The sequence below is a fragment of the Gemmatimonadaceae bacterium genome, from assembly GCA_036496605.1.
In the GTDB taxonomy this organism is placed as follows: domain Bacteria; phylum Gemmatimonadota; class Gemmatimonadetes; order Gemmatimonadales; family Gemmatimonadaceae; genus AG2.
In genome coordinates this window covers 46,440-62,561 of record DASXKV010000004.1, presented here as the reverse complement: position 1 = coordinate 62,561, position 16,122 = coordinate 46,440, and the positions used below count along the sequence as shown (strand labels likewise).

Below are 16,122 nucleotides of genomic sequence, written 5' to 3'. Positions count from 1 at the left end.
ACGGTATGGATATGCTCAATCGAGTAGCGATCCTGATGGCGGCAGCGTCAGCGGCATGCGTGCAAACGCCTGTCGAGACGCTGCCTTCGCCGTTGCCGGCGCCGGCGAGTTATCAGGAGGCCGTGGCAATGGTGGCGCGGCGCCAGGCGGCGGACGACAGCGTCGTCGTCGCCGGCGGGCGCTCGCTGCTTCTGACGCATGGCGAGCGCACGGCACGCGTCTTCGTGCTGCTGCACGGCTTCAGCGATCTGCCGGAGCAGTTCGCGGTCGTCGGCGATCACCTCTACAGCGGCGGGGACAACGTCTACATTCCGCGCCTGCCGCGCCACGGTGAGCGCCGTTCGCCGATACGCTCGTTAGGCCGCATCCGCGCCGAGGAGCTGGCGCGATTTGGTGACTCGACTGTGGCAATCGCGCGAGGGCTCGGCGACTCGATCATCGTCGTGGGGCTCAGTGCTGGCGGCGTGATCGCGGGGAATATTGCGCAGTCGCACACCGAAGTGGACCGGGCAGTGCTCATCGCGCCCGCAATCGCGCCAGGCACGCTGAGCGATGATCAGGGACACGGATTGGTGATCCTGGCATCGAAGCTGCCGGAGATCACGCGCACGAACGCCCCTATCGACACCACGCGGCCGGATTACGTCCAGGGCATAACGACGCACGGCCTCGCGCAGGTGCTCCTGCTCGGCCAACAACTGCGGGACGCGTCCGCCGATCGCGCGCCTGGTACGAAGGAGATGATCTTTCTGCTCAACGAGGCGGACCACACCGTGAGCGAGCAGGCGGCGGTCGATGTCGCGCGGCGATGGTTCGATCATGGCGCGCATGTGGGCGTCTACCGCTTCGCGGCGTCACTCAAGCTGCAGCACAACGTGATGGAGATCGACGCGCACGGTGGCAATGTCGGCCTGGTATTTCCCGTCGTCGAGGCGCTCGCGCGCGGCGTGACGCCGCCAACGGTCGCCGAACTGCAGGACGCGCCGTGTGCCGGCTGGCGCTGTGCGATCAAGCGATTGCTAAACAAGTGACGTGGCCGGCGTCGGAAGATGTTTGCCACGGCTCCGCCCCCAGGGACATCAAATGAGACCCTCCACATCGTCGATTCGATTTGGCCTTTTGCCATTGATCGCGCGCGTGCTCGTCACCCTGGAATTCATGGTTGCGGTGAACGGCAAGATCTTCGACTGGTCGGGCCAAGCGGCGTACATGAAGTTCAAGGGAATGTCGTTCGTTACCCCTCTACTCGCGGGCGCGTTGGCGATCGAAGCGATCGGGTCGATCTTGCTGCTTCTCGGATTCCGTGCGCGCGCCGCGGCTGCGGTTTTGTTTGTGTATCTGGGAATCGTCAGCGTTCGTCTACACGCCTTTTGGAATGGGACCGGCATGGCAGCCGCATCGAATCAGACCGAATTCTTCAAGAATCTTGGAATGATGGGCGGTCTACTCATGATCGCGGTCTATGGAGCGGGCGTGTGGTCCATCGATGCGCGATTGTCGGGCACAGCATCGGCACCTCAGGCAACGGACTGGGCGCCGACTGCCCGTTCGTAGACGACTGATGCCGCTGCAACGTCTTCGAGCGCGAGACCAGTGCTGTCGAATATGATCGTCTCGTCGTCGGTGAGCCTGCCCGGTCGCGAGCCGGCGACGCATTCGTCGAGTGAAGCGCGAACGTAGCTTGCCGCGACGACGCCGGCCGCAAGCGCGTGATGGAGATCGCCGATCCGGGCGCATTGCTCGCGATCGTCGACGATGAGCACCGACTCACGAAGCAACTCGGGATCGATCTCCTGTTTGTGCTCGTTGTCGGCGCCGACCGCGGCGACGAAAGTGCCAGCGGCGACGTCGCCCAAGTGCAGAATCGCGCGCTCGGCCGGCGTCGTCGTGACGATGATCTCGCTCGCCCGCGTCGCGCGCCGGAGCGAGCTCGAGACCGAGCACTCGACGCCATGTACCGTGATTGCCAACTTGCGAAACGCGTCGGCTGCGGCGGGGCGGTTGTCGACGGCGAAGACGCGTTCGACGAAACGGACCTGACACAGTGCGGTGAGGTGCGCGCGCGCCTGAACGCCGCACCCGATGAACGTCACGGTCGACGCGTCGGGGCGCGCGAGGCGTGAGGCAGCAACCGCGGTCGTCGCCGCAGTCCGCAATGTCGTAATCGGCGCCGAGTCCATCAACGCGAGCGGCGTCCCGCACGTCGCGTCGAAGAGCACGAGCGCGCCCTGAATCGTCGGGAGCTTCCGCTCGAGCGGATTTCGCGGGAAGTTCGCGTTGACTTTCGCGACGACGTAGGGACGCGAGAGATCGAGGCTCGCGACTTTCACGTGCAGGCCGCCGCCGTCTAGTGGAAAGCCCAAGGTCGCCGAGGGTGCGGCGCGGCCCTCGCCCCGCGCGCGGAACGCGGCCTCGACGGCGTGAATGCACGAGGGCATATCGAGCAGCCGAGTCACGTCATCGGCATCGAGTACGAGCAACGCACACCTCGGGAGAGTGTCTTGACGGTCAAGCGCCGCGATGATACAGTTGAATCAATGAATGATGCGACAGAAGCCGCCGCGCAAGCGTCGCGGGGCCGACGCTGGCTCCTCTTCATTCATCAACTGCCGCCCAAACCGGACTACCTCCGGGTCAAGACGCGCCGCCGGCTGCGACGACTGGGCGCGGTCGCGATCAAGCAAACGGTCTACGCGCTGCCGAGTACGGACGACGCGTTCGAGGACTTGCAGTGGCTGCGTCAGGAGATCGAAGCGGAAGGCGGCAGCGTCGTGATTGCGGTGGCCGAATTCGTCGAGGGCATCACCGACGAGGAACTGGATGCGATGCTGGCAAGCGAGCGCGCGGAGAGCGGCAGCGAGGTCGACGAGCGACCGACCGATCGCGTGGAGCCGGGTCGGACGTGGGTGACGCGGACCGGCGTGCACGTCGACCGCATCGCGAGCGTATGGTTGATTCGTCGCTTCATCGACGCCCAAGGGCGATTCAAGTTCGTGCCGGCGCGCGGATATCGTCCGCGGCCGCGAGAGCTCCGCTTTGACATGTACGAGGCCGAATACACGCACGTCGGCGAGGAGTGCACGTTCCAGACGCTCGTGAGGCGCTTCGGCCTGCGCGACCGCGCGCTCACCGCCATCGGCGAGATCGTTCACGACATCGATTGCAAGGACGACCGCTATCATCGCCCCGAGACGGCGGGCGTGGCCGGTTTGATTCGCGGCATCGTCCAGGCGCACGACACTGACACCAAACGCGTCGACCGCGGCGCCGCGGCGTTCGACGACCTGTATGAGTATTTCCGAAAGCGAAGGACGTGATCGTGACTGATGGTTGGTAGTTGGTGCTCATCGAGTTTCTGCGCCAGTGACTGACTGAGGTCGTTCACAAAAGTCCGGGCTCGTTGGGCATGGAGGGCTCCCGGCAGCGGAGAGAATCAGTTCCATCCGGATCTTCCGGAGCATCCGTAATCACTTTCGTCGATGTGGCCCACTCCGCGATAAAGAAGTCCGGGCACGACAGGCATCGATCACCCAACCTCATTCCCCAACGTGCACCACCTGAACCCCGCGCCCGAGGTCGCCGCAATGACGAAGAGTCATTACGGATTTTTCGGATTGGGCGGATCCTACTGATCGCTCCCTTCACTCCCGAGACTCCTCTCCCACGAGCCGGGAGGATGATTGTGAACAGCACATCATTCGATCGCCAGCAATCAACCAGTCACCACCAACCACCCACCATCACCATGAAATGGGTCACTCGGGAGCGGCCGAAGATCGATCGCGTGGCATGTCCGTGGCTCGTCGCGCGATTCATCGATCCCAAAGCGGAATTTCTGTTCGTCAATCCATCGGAGGTTGCACGCGTCGCGAGTGAGACCGGCGCGGTTCCGTACGACGTCGAAGGAGTAGAGCTGTCGCACGACGGAGTGCTCTGCAGCTTCGACGCGTTCCTCGCCAAGTACGATCTCCACGATCCAGTACTGGCGGAGCTGGCGAAAATTGTGAGGGGAGCGGACACGAATCGCTTGGACCTAACGCCGCAATGCGCGGGTGTTCTTGCGATATCACTCGGACTGTCGCGTCTCTTCGCCGACGATCACGAGCAATTGCAACACGGGTTCATAATCTATGACGCCCTGTTCGCGTGGCTTCGCGAGGCGCGCCTGGAGCAGCATATGTGGAATCCCCAACGAGTCGCCATCGGCAGCGACGAAGCGCGAACATCGTAGCGCTGGTGGGTTGTTGGTCGATGGTTGCTGGTTGTTGGTGCATCGGACTCACCAACCACCAACCACCAATCACTAACCACCAAACCGGCGTAGTCCTTGCACCCCCGTCCTCACGGAGGTGCTCGCTGTGAAGATCATCCTGTTGTCCGAGGACGCGATTCGCCTCGAGGCCGTGCCCGGCCCGATGACGATCGAGGCGTTGTCAGCCGACCAGATGTATTCGCCGTTCCACATGCTGGCGAGCGGCCTGGCGACGTGCACGTTCTCGGTGATGTACGCGTGGGCGTCGCACGCCGGGCTCGACGCGCACGATCTCGCGCTCGAGGTGCATTGGACCTTCGCCGACAATCCGCACCGCGTCGAATCGATGCATCTCATCTTCGACTGGCCATCGCTGCCCGAGCGGCGTCACGCGGCGGCGTTGCGGGTCGCGGAGATGTGCACGATCCACGCGACGTTGCATCATCCGCCGCAGATCACGGTGAGCGCCGCCGAGGAACCGATGCCGCGCAGCCCCGGCGATGATGATGCGGCGGCGCCTCACGAGCACGCGCACTCCGAGAACTGGCGTTGACCACGGGCGCCTACCCACACACGGTGCCGGTCGTCGTCTTCGCCGTGCGCGGCCAAACGACGACGGAGTGTCCGACGTGCGAGTACACCGTCGTCTACGACGGCATGTGCAAGGTGTGCACGCGGCTCGCGGAGGCGCTCCGCCGCTGGGACCGCGATCTGCTCCTCGAGATTGTCTCCTCGCAGACGCCTGGCGTCATGGCGCGCTTCCCGTGGATTCCGAAAGAAGCGTTCGGTGAGGCGTTGCAGCTCGTCGCGCTCGACGGTACGACCTGGTCGGGCGCGGCAGCGATTGAGCGTTTACTCGACGTGCTGCCAAGGGGACAATGGGTCTCGTGGGTATTCCGGATTCCCTTCGTGCGCGTCCTCGCGGACAGGCTGTACCGATGGTTTGCGCGCAATCGCTACCGGCTCGGCTGCGGCGAGCACTGCCTGACGCGCCCGCCTGACGTGGTGTTCGACGAGTGATTGGTGACGTTGGTGATTGGTGACGTTGGTGATTGGTGACTGGTGATTGGTGAATTCGGAATCCCGCGAGCTTCGCTCGCGGGGCATTCCTTATCTACCAACGACCAACGACCAACGACCAACGACTAACGACCAACGACCAACGACCAACGACCAACGACTAACGACCAACCACCTTCAGCAGCCCGCGCTAGAGGAAGGCGGTGCTTGAACTTCACGAATTCCGTTCTTCGACAGCACCGCATTCAGCGCGGCAAGATCGCGCGTCGTGACATTCTGCCACGAGGCGTCGGCCGACTTGAGGTCGATGCACGCGTTGCTGAACGCCGCGAGCATGCCTGGCGTCGGCGCGAGATCGCCGTTGTCCTGCGCGTTGAGCTGACCAACCAGCTCGCCGCTGACGCTGACGAAGCTCGCTGCGGCCGGCCGGCCGCCACGCCGGAAAAAGCCGCGGCCCTCGGGATTCCCGCCGACGCTGTCGAGCTTTGCGTCGAATGCGGAAACGGCGGCAGCGACTTCGGCAGGTGCACTCGCAGGCACGTCTGATTTCAGCGCGGCGCGCAGCGCGGCGACCTGCTGATAGCCATTCCACGTTTCGTGAAGACCGTCGTCGATCTTCTGCAATAGCACGTGCTGCGCGCGTACGTCCGCCGCCGTCGCGGGTGAGCGAGGATCGTTATGCACCGTGAGCGTTTGCGTATAGCTCTTTCCGTCGACGGTCAGCTTGATCGTGTAGACTCCTGGCGGCGCCATCGGTCCCTCCGGGGCAGGAGGCGTCAAGCCGGGATTGGCGTTGATCTCGTACGAGTGGCTGAACGCGGGCGGCGCATCGTACCGGAGATCCCAGTTGGCTCGATTGATCCCGGTTGCTTCCGACAGCGCCATGGGCGATGCGAGCCAGAAGTTCGGCTCGGGAGGATGCGACGCCTCCTTCACCTGCGCAGTCGGAACGCTCGACATGTGCCTGACGAACTTGCCGGAGGCATCGAACACGTCGAGCGAGATCGGATTTGCTGGCCGTGAGGCCAGCGAGTAGTAAATAATCGCGCCATCGGGTGGATTGGTCGCGTGCGGTACTTCGGGTGGGAATGGCGTGTCGGCGTTCACGTTTCGCCTAACGCGGATCGCATCGGCGGGCTTGAAGAGATGCGTCGACTCACCGGCGACCTGCGGCCCGAGCTGACGCAGCACCGTGTATTCGTCGAGCACCCAGATGCCGCGGCCGTAGGTGCCGACGACGAGGTCGTTGTCGTGAATCGCGATGTCGCGGTAGGACGTCGTCGGCAGGTTGAGCATCAGCGATTGCCAGTGGTCGCCGTCGTCGAAGGAGACGTACATGGCCGACTCGGTACCCGCGAAGAGGAGTCCCGCCTTCTTCGTATCGGCGCGGACGACACGCGCGAAGCTTCCCGCGGGCGCATCCGTCGCGAGCCCGTCGACGATCTTCGTCCACGTCTTTCCGAAGTCGCGCGTGCGGTAGACGTACGGCGCATAATCGCCGGTCGTGTGATACTCGATCGCGACGTAGGCCTCGCCAGCGTCGTTATGCGACGCGTCGATCGACGAGACATTAGCGCGCGTCGGATTCGGCAGACCGGGAATGGTGACGTCCTGCCAGGTCTTTCCTTCGTCGCGCGTGAGCTTGACGAGACCGTTGCTGGTGCCGACCCAGATCGTTCCCGCGGCGACGCTCGACGGCGAGATCGTTTCGATCGCGCCGCCTAACGGCGGCTGCCGACCGGTGCTGTTGTCCGTGGCCGCGCGGCCGGCAAGGGTTGGCTCGCCGCCCTTCGGAACTCCCAAATCGGGACTGATCTTACGCCAGTGCATTCCGCCGTCGGTCGTCGCCATGAGATACTGGAAGCCCGCAAGGAGCTCGTGCTGATTCCACGGCGTGAAGATGATCGGCTGTGAGAACGCGGTGCGCAGCTTGAGATTCGGATCGGTCGCCGGACTCACGTTGATCCACTGCTCGCTCGGATACGTGATCTTCACGATCCCCGATCCACTCGCGTAGACGAGATTCGTGTTGAGCGGATCCGCAACGATTGTCCCCCACTCCCATCCGCTCACCGAATTCCAGTCGAAGGGAGTGATTTCACCGAAGTTGCCGCGCGCGCGCGTGCGGATGGCGCCGGCGTCCTGCTGCGTCGCGTACACCCAATACGGGAACGAGTTGTCTACCGAGATGTGGTAGACCTGCTCGGTCGATTGGTTGTACCAGGAGCTCCACGTCATACCGCCGTCGAGGGTGACGACGCCGCCCTGGTCGAGGCCGAGGAGGATGCGCTGACCGTTCGTCGGATCGATCCACATCTGTTGCGGATCGTCGCCGCCCGGTGCGCCCTTGAAGCCGGCGAAGGTGTTCCCACCGTCGGTCGACTTGTAGCTGGACGTGTTGATCGTGTACACGACGTCCGGACTCTTCGGATCGACGTACACGCCACAGTTGTAACCGCCCTGACCGTTTCGAATTCGCTCATCTTCTTTTGCAATCTGTCGCCAGTTCCCGCCACCATCGTCTGACCTATAGAAACCGGAGTTGGCAATCAGAAAGACGCGCTGTGCGTCGGTATTCATGGCGACGGCGACCGAGGTGCGGCCGTTCAGGCGCGGCAGTCCGCCGCCGGTGATCTCCTGCCAGGTGACGCCTTCGTCGACTGACTTGTAGAGCGACGTACCAGTACGACCGGTATCCGGCTCGGCGCCGCGACGCGGCGGCGCGCCCGGTGCGACGTAGTGCCTAACGGTCGTCGCGAAGATGACGTTCGGCTTGTCGAACGCCCGCGCGAGCTTCTGGATCCCCGTCTCGTCGTCGACGTAGAGCGTCTTCGTCCAGGTGCGACCGCCGTCGGTGCTGCGGAATACACCGCGACTGTCGCTCCGCTGGTGGATGTTGCCCTGCGCGGCGATCATGACGAGGTTCGCGTCGCGCGGATCGACGAGGATCGAGGGGATCTGCTTGGTCGCGTCGAGACCGAGGTGCTGCCAGGTGCGGCCCGCGTCCGTCGATTTGTACACACCGTCGCCTTCGTTGATCGCGCCGCCGGTGACCATGTCGCCCGTGCCGGCATAGATCACGTTAGGATCCGACGGTGCTACCTCGATCGCACCGATGGATGAGACCGTTTTGACGGAGTCGAAGACCGGATACCACGTCTCGCCGGCGCTAGTGGTTTTCCAAACACCACCGGCCGGCAGACCGACGTAGAAGACGCCAGGCTCGCCGACGGCGCCGGACACGGCGGCGATGCGACCACCGCGCAACGGGCCGATGTTGCGCCACTGAAGGCCGGCGTAGAACGACGGATCGACCGGCGGCGGCGACGCGGGTTTCGGAATGAAAATGGCAGCCAGGGCGAGTGGCGCCGTGAACGTCCACCGGAGGAAAGGTGAGCGAAACATGGATGACTCTAAAGAAGGTTCAACAAACGATGTCCAATTCGGAGTATAATCAACGTTCCTTCAATCGTTCGTTTGATCGAGTGACATGACAGGCATCCTCGCCATACTCGCTTTGGGCTTCATGCTCGGGATGCGCCATGCGACGGACCCGGATCACGTCGTCGCGGTCACCACGATCGTCGCCGGCCACCGAAACGTTCGGAGCGCGGCGCTGATTGGCGCGGCGTGGGGCGTCGGCCACACCCTAACGATTCTGCTCGTCGGGAGCGGCATCATCCTCTTCAAGTGGGTGATACCGCCACGTCTGGGACTCGGCATGGAGCTCGCCGTCGCGATCATGCTGATCATCCTCGGCCTCGCGAATCTCGGCGGCACGCTTCGTTGGTTGCGACGCGAGCGCTCAGCCGCGGCGGAAGGCCACGTGCATTCCCACGCGCATAGCCACGGCGACTACGTGCATACGCATCCGCACGCGCACACGCCGGAAGCGCATCCGCACGCGGAGGACGCGACGCCGCTCGGGCGGGTCGATCGGCTGCTCGGCCGCGCCACGCCATATCGTCTCGCTCGGCCGCTCGTCGTCGGCATCGTGCACGGACTCGCCGGATCCGCGGCCGTCGCCCTTCTCGTCCTCGCGACGATTCAGGTCCCGCTCTGGTCTGTTTTGTATCTCCTCATCTTCGGCATCGGCACGATCGCGGGGATGATGGTAATCACGGCGGCGATCAGTGTCCCGTTCGCGCTGAGCGGAGCGCAGTTCGGTCGCCTGCAGCGCAGCCTACGCATTGCGTCGGGCCTGATCAGCCTCGCGTTCGGACTCGTCGTCGCTTATCAGATCGGGATCGTACAGGGCCTGTTCGGGGCGAATCCGGCCTGGACGCCGAAGTAGGGGCAGAGGGCTGTTGTGGGCAGAGGGTTGAGGGCAGAGGGTAGAGGGTAGAGAGTAGAGAGTAGAGAGTTTGCGAATACCCTCAACTCTCTGCCCTCTACCCGCAACCCTCTACCCTCCACTCATCTCGCCACGCCCAGATCGAGCTGTTCGCCCGGCGGCGCTGGGCGCTGCTGCTTCTTGCTCTTGCGTGAGAGCTTGCCCTCGACCCGCTTGTTCCAGCCATCGAGATACGTATAGACCACCGGCGTGATGTACAGCGTGATGAACTGCGAGAACGCGAGGCCGCCGACGACCGCGATGCCTAACGGCTGACGCGACTCCGCGCCCGCGCCGCGGGCGAACGCGATCGGCAGCGTCCCGACGAGCGCGGCAACCGTCGTCATCATGATCGGACGAAAACGAACGTGCGCCGCCTCGACGATCGAGTGCTCCGCCGATCCCTGCTCCGTGCGCTCGAACTCGAGCGCGAAATCCACCATCATGATCGCGTTCTTCTTCACGATCCCGATCAGGAGGATGATGCCGACGAACGCGTACACGCTCAATTCGACATGGAACACGAGCAACGCGAGCAGCGCGCCGAACGCCGCGAACGGCAAGCCCGAGAGAATCGTCAGCGGGTGTATGAAACTCTCGTACAGAACGCCGAGGATCATGTAGATCACGAAGATGGCGAGGACGACGAGCACCATCAGTCCCGCCTGCGTGGACTGGAACACCTGCGCCGTACCGGAGAACGCCGTCGTGATACCGGCCGGCAGCGCTTGTGTCGCCAGTCGCTGGACCTCCGCCGTCGCGGCACCTAACGATACGCCCGGCGCGAGGTTGAACGAGAGCGTCACCGAGGGCAGCTGCCCGGAGTGGTTGACGCTCGCGGCGCCCATCGACTTCTTCAACGTCGCGACTGCACTGAGCGGCACGATTGCGCCCGCGGCAGACCGCACGTACAGCAAACCGAGGGCACGCACATCCTGCTGATACTGCGGCAGGAGCTCCATGATGACCTCGTACTCGTTGCTCGGCGTATAGATCGTCGACACCTGCCGCGACCCGTACGCGTCGTACAACGAAGTCTCGATCTGCTGTGCCGTGACACCGAACGCCGCCGCGCGCACACGATCGATCGACACCGTCACCTGCGGCTGGTTGAGCTGGAGGTCGCTCGTGACGTCCTGCAAGAGCGACGTTCCCTTCGCTGCCTGCACGAGCTTCTGCGCGCCCGGATACAAGGTGGCGATGTCCGAGCCCTGCATCGCGAATTGATACTGACTCTTGGATTGCCGGCCCCCGATCTGAATCGCAGGCGGCAACGACGCGTACGCGGTGATGCCGGGAACGCGAGAGAGTTTGCCGCGCAGCTCCGCGACGACCTGGTCGGCCGGGAGTCGTTTGCCGAGTGGCTTGAGTATGACGGACAGACGTCCCGTGTTCGATCCCGACGAACCACCGCCGCCGCCGACGGTCGACATGAAGCTCGCGACGTTGCTGTCGCGCTGCACGATTGCGGCAATCGCTTGCTGCCGCCGCACCATGTCGTCGAACGACGTCCCCTGCGCTGCCTCGGTGTTGACGCTGATCTGACCGGTGTCCTCGTTCGGAATGAATCCCGACGGAACCATCTTGAAGAGGATCACCGTCCCGACGAGGATGCAGAGTGAGAACACCATCATCAGTCCGCGATGACGCATCGACCAATCGAGCGTCGACTTGTACTGATCGAGCATCCAATCGTAGGCCCGCTCAGTGGTCGCATAGAACCTTCCGTGCTCGCGCTTCGACTCGGCCCGCAGAAAGCGGCTCGACAGCATCGGCGTGAACGTCAGCGACACGACACCCGAGACGAGAATCGCGACAGCGATCGTCACCGCAAACTCGCGGAAGAGCCGTCCGATGATTCCGCTGAGGAAGAGCAGGGGGATGAACACCGCCGTCAGCGAGACGGTCATCGAAAGAATGGTGAAGCCGACTTCGCGCGCGCCCTCCGTGGCCGCTTCGATCGGCTCCTTTCCCATCTCCAGGTGCCTAACGATGTTCTCGAGCATGACGATGGCATCGTCGACCACGAAGCCGACCGCCAGTGTCAACGCCATGAGCGACAGGTTGTCGAGGCTGTACCCGAGTATGTACATCACCGGGAACGTGCCGAGGATCGACATCGGCAGCGCCAGACTCGGGATCACCGTCGCCCAGAGATTTCGCAGGAAGAGGAAGATCACCAGCACGACGAGACACAGCGTCAACAGGAGCGTGAACTTCACGTCGTGAACCGACTGCTGAATGCCCACCGAGCGGTTGAACAGCGTGTGAACCTGCACGTTCGCCGGGATGCGGCTGCGCAGCGAATCGAGCTCGGCGCCGACGCGTTGCGCGACGGCGACGGTATTCGACCCGGGTTGACGCTGTACCGCGAGGACGATCGACCTTTGGCCGTTGTACCAGCTCGCGCTCTTGTTGTTCTCGATGTCGTCCAGCACTCGGCCGAGCGCACCGAGCTGCACCGCGGCGCCGTTGCGGTAGATCACCGTCATCGCGCGGAACTGCGTCGCATCGTTCAGCTGGCCGTTCGCCTGGAGTGTGTAGGCGGTACTTGGTCCCCACAGCACGCCCGTCGGCTGATTGACGTTCTGCGACGTGATTGCCGTCGTGACCTCGTCGATGCCGATCTTGCGGTAAGCCAGCGCGGTGGGATCGAGCTGCACACGCACGGCGTACTTCGCGGCGCCATAGACCGCCACCTGAGCAACGCCGTCCACGGTCGAGAGCCGCTGGCTGATGAGCGTCTCGCCGATCTCATCGAGCTGGGTGAGCGGCGCGGTCGGTGACGTGAGCGTGTAGTAAATGATCGGCGCCGCGGCGGGGTTGGATTTCTGGTACGACGGCGGCGTGATGCCTAACGGGAGCTGGCGCAGTGTCTTGGCGATCGCGGCCTGGACGTCCTGCGCCGCGGCATCGATGTCACGATCGAGAGTGAACTGCAGCGTGATCGACGTGGAGCCGAGGCTCGACGACGACGTCATGTTGTCGATGCCGGCGATCGTCGAGAATGCCTTCTCGAGCGGAGTCGCGACGGCCGAGGCCATCGTTTCCGGCCCGGCGCCGGGCAGGCTCGCGTTGACGTTGATCGTCGGATAATCGACCGTCGGCAGATCGCTGATCGGCAAACCGCGATAGGCGACGACGCCGAACGCGGCGATGCCGACCATGAGCAGGATCGTCATGACCGGTCGCCGAATGAAGAGCCCGGAGAAGCTCATGGGCGCGGTGGCGCCGGCGGCGGCGTCGGAGCCTTGGTCGTGGTCGTCGTCGTCGTGGTACGTGTCGTCGCCGCGTTAGGCGAAGTCGCTGGCGTCGCCGTCTGCGCAGAGCGCGCCGTCGCGGCGTTGGCGCTCGTCGCGTTGGCGCGCGTCGCGTTGGCGTTCGGTGCAGCGTTCGTCGCGGCGTTCCCGTTCGGAGTGGCGGTTCCGGTCACGCCGGACATGCCCGGCGCCGGAGCGACGGCAGGCGCAGCGCCGCGGCCACCATTCACACCGCCCGCGACGTTTGTCCCCGTTACACCTGTTGCAGTCGCTGCGCCGGCTCCGCCGACACGACTCGCCGGCTGGCTGCCGTTAGGCGTGCCGCCCGCCTCGCCGTTCCCAGTTGCCGCGATGCCAGTGATGTCACCGCCCGCCGTTCCCGACCCGCCGTTGCCGGCGTTGGAGAGCGTCCGTCCCGCGGTATCGCCACTCTCGCGAACGAGCGCGACACGCGATCCGGGATTGAGCCGCGATTGCCCATCGATGACGACGCGGTCGGCAGCGCTCAGGCCCTGAGTGATCACCGTCAGATCGCCGACACCGATCCCGGTCACGACGTTCTTCGTACGCGCCGTGTTCTGCGCGTCGACGACGTACACGTAACTCCCCTGCTGGCCGGTGAGGACGGCCTCGTTAGGTACGGCGAGCACGTTCCGTTCGACGTCGAGCTGGATCGTGAGAAAGATCAACTCCCCGGGCCAGAGGCGGCTCGCCGCGTTGGGAAAGCTCGCCTTGCCCGTCACGGTGCCCGTGAGCGAATCGATTGCGTTGTCGAGGAAGGCGAGCTGGCCGCGCTCACCGGGCTGCGTGCTGTCGTTCGCGGTCGCGGTCACCGGGAGTGAATGCGCCGCGAGCGCGCGCTGCACCGAGGGGAAATCCTGGTCGGCGACCGGAAACCGCACGAGCACGGGCCGGATCTGATTGATGACGATGAGCGGCCCACTGCCGGGCGACACGATGTTGCCGCGGCGAACGAGCAGACTTCCCGTCCGTCCTGAAATCGGCGCGCGAATCGTCGCGTAGCTGAGGTTCACGACGGCCGCGCGCACCGCGGCGCGGTCGGCCTGGACCGTCGCTTGTTGTGCGAGTGCCGTCGCGTGGATCTGGTCGGCCTGCGAACGACTGACGTATCCCTTCGCCGCGAGCGCCTGATACCGAGCATCGTCACGCTTGCCGGCGTCGGCCTGTGCCGCGTCGCGCGCGAGCGTGGCGCGTGATTGGTCGAGCGCGGCCTGCAGCGGTCTCGGATCGATGTGGAACAGAACCCGACCCGCCGTCACACTTTCGCCTTCTCGAAACAGCACGTCGAGCAGGGCTCCAGTGACTTGCGTCGTCACGGCAACGGTCTGCATCGGCTCGACGACGCCGCTCGCGGCAAGATTCACCGGCGCGTCGATGCGCGATACCGCAGCCACGCGAACGGGTGTCGCCGGCGGCTTCTTCGGCGTGTCGTTGGACTTGCACGCTGCGAACAGCCAAATCGCGCCGATCGCGAGCGAGCGCCAGGTTATGAGGTTGCCAATTCCTCGGTGAGATCGCGACGTCGTCATCTGCGGATGCCGGAGGGAGAGGAATCGACGGGAAGATTGGGGCGGCCGGCGAGGTCGAGCGTGCCGGCGTCGTGCGCGAGCTGCGCCAGCGCGGTGTGCCACTCCCACCGCGCCTGGATCTCGTCGGCGCGCGCATTGGCGAGCGCGGTGCGCGCCAGCAGCACGTCGACGATCGTGCCGACGCCCTCGCGGTACCGGCCGACGGCAACGTCCGACGACTGCTGTGCGCTGGCGAGCAGCTCCTCGGCGGCGCGAATGCGTTGCGTCGACGTCTGCAAGGCCGCGTACGACGCGAAGACTTCGACCGTGACCTGTTGCTGCGTCGACGTCACCTGCGCCAGCCCCGCCTCGTACTGTGCTTTCGCGGAGCGCACGTCGTACTGACGTGAGAATCCGTTGAAGATTGGAATTTGCAAACCGAGCACCATCGAGAGATTGCGTCCCGTTGCGTTGACGGTGTTCGAGTTTGCATAACTCGCGGTGGACGATAGCGTGAGGGCGGGATAGCCCGCCGAACGTGCGACGCGAACCTGCGCGGCGAGAGACGCGGCTTGCGCGCGCGCCTCGGCGATCTCCGGCCGGGAGGCAATCGCGCGGTTGATCAGCGTGTCGACCGACGCCGCGACCTCACAGATCTGCTCGCGCTCGCCGATGTTCGGAATCTCGAATCGCGCGTTCGCGGCGAGTCCCATCGCTGCCGCGAGATTGCCGCGGGCAGAAAGCAGGTTGCCCTCGAGCGTCGCCAGCTGGAACTGAGACTGCGCGAGCGCCGTTCGCGTTTGTAGAACCTCCTCGAGGGTCGCGACGCCGACGCGCATTCGTTCTTCCGAGGCAGCGGTGTCACTCTGGGCTTCCTGAACGGCCGTGATCTGCGCGTTACGCATCGCGCGCGTCGCGAGAAAGGAGAACAGTGTCGATTCCACCTGGAGCACGACGTTCTGCACCGTCGCGTTGTGGCCGAGATCGGCCGCGATCGCGCGCTGCTTCGCCGATTCGATCGTGCCCGCTCGTCCGCCGAGATCGAGAACGAGGTACGAGAGCGAGATGGTCGGAGTGAGCTGCGTGCGCGAAAGTCCACCGAGGGAGCGCGAGGAAACGTTGCCGGTGCTGTCGAGTTGTGTATTGGTGAATGACGTGCCGTTCGTCGTTCCCAGTGTGCTGTTGCTCTGGGTGAGATTGACGCCGGCGTTTATCGTCGGGAACAGAGAGCCGCGACTGGCGCCGTAATCCTCGGCGCTGGCACGCGCGAGCGCCCACGATTGTCGTGTTTGCGGACTGTTACGCAGAGCGAGGTCCATGACATCGGTGAGCGACAGCTCGCTGCCGGCAGCAGCCGTCGACGAATCACGAACGAGTGCCGCGGCCGCAGCGGGAGCACTCGGCGGCGTCGGCGACGGCTTTGGCGTGCGCGCCGACGATGGCACCGGCCAGAGCGATGATGGGCGCGGAGGCGCGCCGGGCGCTCCATCGATCCCCGGAGTCCCTGGCGCACACGCGACAGCGGCGATGATTCCGACGCCACCGAGCCAGCCAATGCACCGCGCTGCGTAAACTCGAATCGCCTTCGTATGACTCACTCCTCTGCCGCGGCAACCGGATCCTGCCGGCGTGCCCGGCGAGGAGGGGGTTCTCTAATGCAGAAGGGAGACCGCGGCGAGCCGGAGTCAGCAAATCTTGGTGGCTGGTATTGGTGGTTGGGGCTGGTAG

12 protein-coding genes are annotated in these 16,122 nt (G+C 64.6%); 7 read left to right on the top strand and 5 right to left on the bottom strand.

From position 1 onward, the window contains the following. The first annotated feature begins 11 nt into the window (after positions 1–11). Both VGH98_02080 and VGH98_02075 read left to right on the top strand, forming a co-directional pair. Positions 12–1,031 carry an alpha/beta fold hydrolase gene (locus tag VGH98_02080; GenBank protein ID HEY2374739.1) on the top strand — a complete coding sequence of 340 codons (1,020 nt, stop codon included), beginning with the start codon at positions 12–14 and terminating at the stop codon, positions 1,029–1,031. Between the two features lie 52 nt (positions 1,032–1,083). Continuing rightward, a complete protein-coding gene (locus VGH98_02075; GenBank protein HEY2374738.1) occupies positions 1,084–1,554 on the top strand; it encodes a DoxX family protein in 471 nt (156 codons plus the stop codon). Here the strand turns inward: VGH98_02075 and VGH98_02070 are convergent. After that, on the bottom strand, positions 1,518–2,480 hold the full coding sequence (locus VGH98_02070; GenBank protein ID HEY2374737.1) for an ornithine cyclodeaminase family protein: 963 nt from the start codon (positions 2,478–2,480) through the stop codon (positions 1,518–1,520). The two genes, VGH98_02075 and VGH98_02070, sit on opposite strands and share 37 nt — an antisense overlap. Before the next feature lie 57 nt (positions 2,481–2,537). On the opposite strand from VGH98_02070, the gene VGH98_02065 reads away from it, so the two are divergent. The 4 genes from VGH98_02065 to VGH98_02050 all read left to right on the top strand — a co-directional run bounded on the left by VGH98_02065 (position 2,538) and on the right by VGH98_02050 (position 5,272). Beyond that, positions 2,538–3,317, top strand: coding sequence for a chromate resistance protein ChrB domain-containing protein (locus VGH98_02065; GenBank protein HEY2374736.1), 780 nt, complete (start codon positions 2,538–2,540; stop codon positions 3,315–3,317). 428 nt (positions 3,318–3,745) lie between these two features. After that, on the top strand, positions 3,746–4,231 hold the full coding sequence (locus VGH98_02060) for a chromate resistance protein ChrB domain-containing protein (protein ID HEY2374735.1): 486 nt from the start codon (positions 3,746–3,748) through the stop codon (positions 4,229–4,231). 118 nt (positions 4,232–4,349) lie between these two features. Further along, the gene (locus VGH98_02055) at positions 4,350–4,805 is read left to right on the top strand and encodes an OsmC family protein (protein HEY2374734.1); all 456 of its coding nucleotides are present in this window, start codon (positions 4,350–4,352) and stop codon (positions 4,803–4,805) included. Continuing rightward, positions 4,802–5,272: a DUF393 domain-containing protein gene (locus VGH98_02050; protein ID HEY2374733.1), complete on the top strand. Its 471-nt coding sequence runs from the start codon at positions 4,802–4,804 to the stop codon at positions 5,270–5,272. Before VGH98_02055 ends, VGH98_02050 begins: the two co-directional genes overlap by 4 nt. 177 nt (positions 5,273–5,449) lie before the next feature. Here VGH98_02050 and VGH98_02045 read toward each other — a convergent pair whose 3' ends face one another. Then, a complete protein-coding gene (locus tag VGH98_02045) occupies positions 5,450–8,677 on the bottom strand; it encodes a hypothetical protein (protein HEY2374732.1) in 3,228 nt (1,075 codons plus the stop codon). An 85-nt stretch (positions 8,678–8,762) separates the two neighbouring features. On the opposite strand from VGH98_02045, the gene VGH98_02040 reads away from it, so the two are divergent. Further along, complete coding sequence (locus VGH98_02040) at positions 8,763–9,566, top strand: hypothetical protein (GenBank protein HEY2374731.1); 804 nt, start codon at positions 8,763–8,765, stop codon at positions 9,564–9,566. A 122-nt stretch (positions 9,567–9,688) separates the two neighbouring features. On the opposite strand, the gene VGH98_02035 is transcribed toward VGH98_02040, so the two are convergent. From VGH98_02035 to VGH98_02025, 3 genes are read right to left on the bottom strand one after another with little or no spacing between them, the layout of a single operon-like run. Beyond that, the gene (locus VGH98_02035; GenBank protein HEY2374730.1) at positions 9,689–12,823 is read right to left on the bottom strand and encodes an efflux RND transporter permease subunit; all 3,135 of its coding nucleotides are present in this window, start codon (positions 12,821–12,823) and stop codon (positions 9,689–9,691) included. Next, positions 12,820–14,415, bottom strand: a complete 1,596-nt coding sequence (locus VGH98_02030) for an efflux RND transporter periplasmic adaptor subunit (GenBank protein HEY2374729.1) — start codon at positions 14,413–14,415, stop codon at positions 12,820–12,822. The genes VGH98_02035 and VGH98_02030 overlap by 4 nt, the downstream gene beginning before the upstream one ends. After that, positions 14,412–15,992 carry a TolC family protein gene (locus VGH98_02025; protein HEY2374728.1) on the bottom strand — a complete coding sequence of 527 codons (1,581 nt, stop codon included), beginning with the start codon at positions 15,990–15,992 and terminating at the stop codon, positions 14,412–14,414. The genes VGH98_02030 and VGH98_02025 overlap by 4 nt, the downstream gene beginning before the upstream one ends. Positions 15,993–16,122: the final 130 nt, after the last annotated feature.

Excerpts from the sequence above, each read along its gene's own strand:
- VGH98_02080 (HEY2374739.1), top strand. The coding sequence starts at position 12 with ATGCTCAATCGAGTAGCGATCCTGATGGCGGCAGCGTCAGCGGCATGC.
- VGH98_02075 (HEY2374738.1), top strand. The coding sequence starts at position 1,084 with ATGAGACCCTCCACATCGTCGATTCGATTTGGCCTTTTGCCATTGATC.
- VGH98_02065 (HEY2374736.1), top strand. The coding sequence starts at position 2,538 with ATGAATGATGCGACAGAAGCCGCCGCGCAAGCGTCGCGGGGCCGACGC.
- VGH98_02060 (HEY2374735.1), top strand. The coding sequence starts at position 3,746 with ATGAAATGGGTCACTCGGGAGCGGCCGAAGATCGATCGCGTGGCATGT.
- VGH98_02045 (HEY2374732.1), bottom strand. The coding sequence starts at position 8,677 with ATGTTTCGCTCACCTTTCCTCCGGTGGACGTTCACGGCGCCACTCGCC.
- VGH98_02040 (HEY2374731.1), top strand. The coding sequence starts at position 8,763 with ATGACAGGCATCCTCGCCATACTCGCTTTGGGCTTCATGCTCGGGATG.
- VGH98_02035 (HEY2374730.1), bottom strand. The coding sequence starts at position 12,823 with ATGAGCTTCTCCGGGCTCTTCATTCGGCGACCGGTCATGACGATCCTG.
- VGH98_02030 (HEY2374729.1), bottom strand. The coding sequence starts at position 14,415 with ATGACGACGTCGCGATCTCACCGAGGAATTGGCAACCTCATAACCTGG.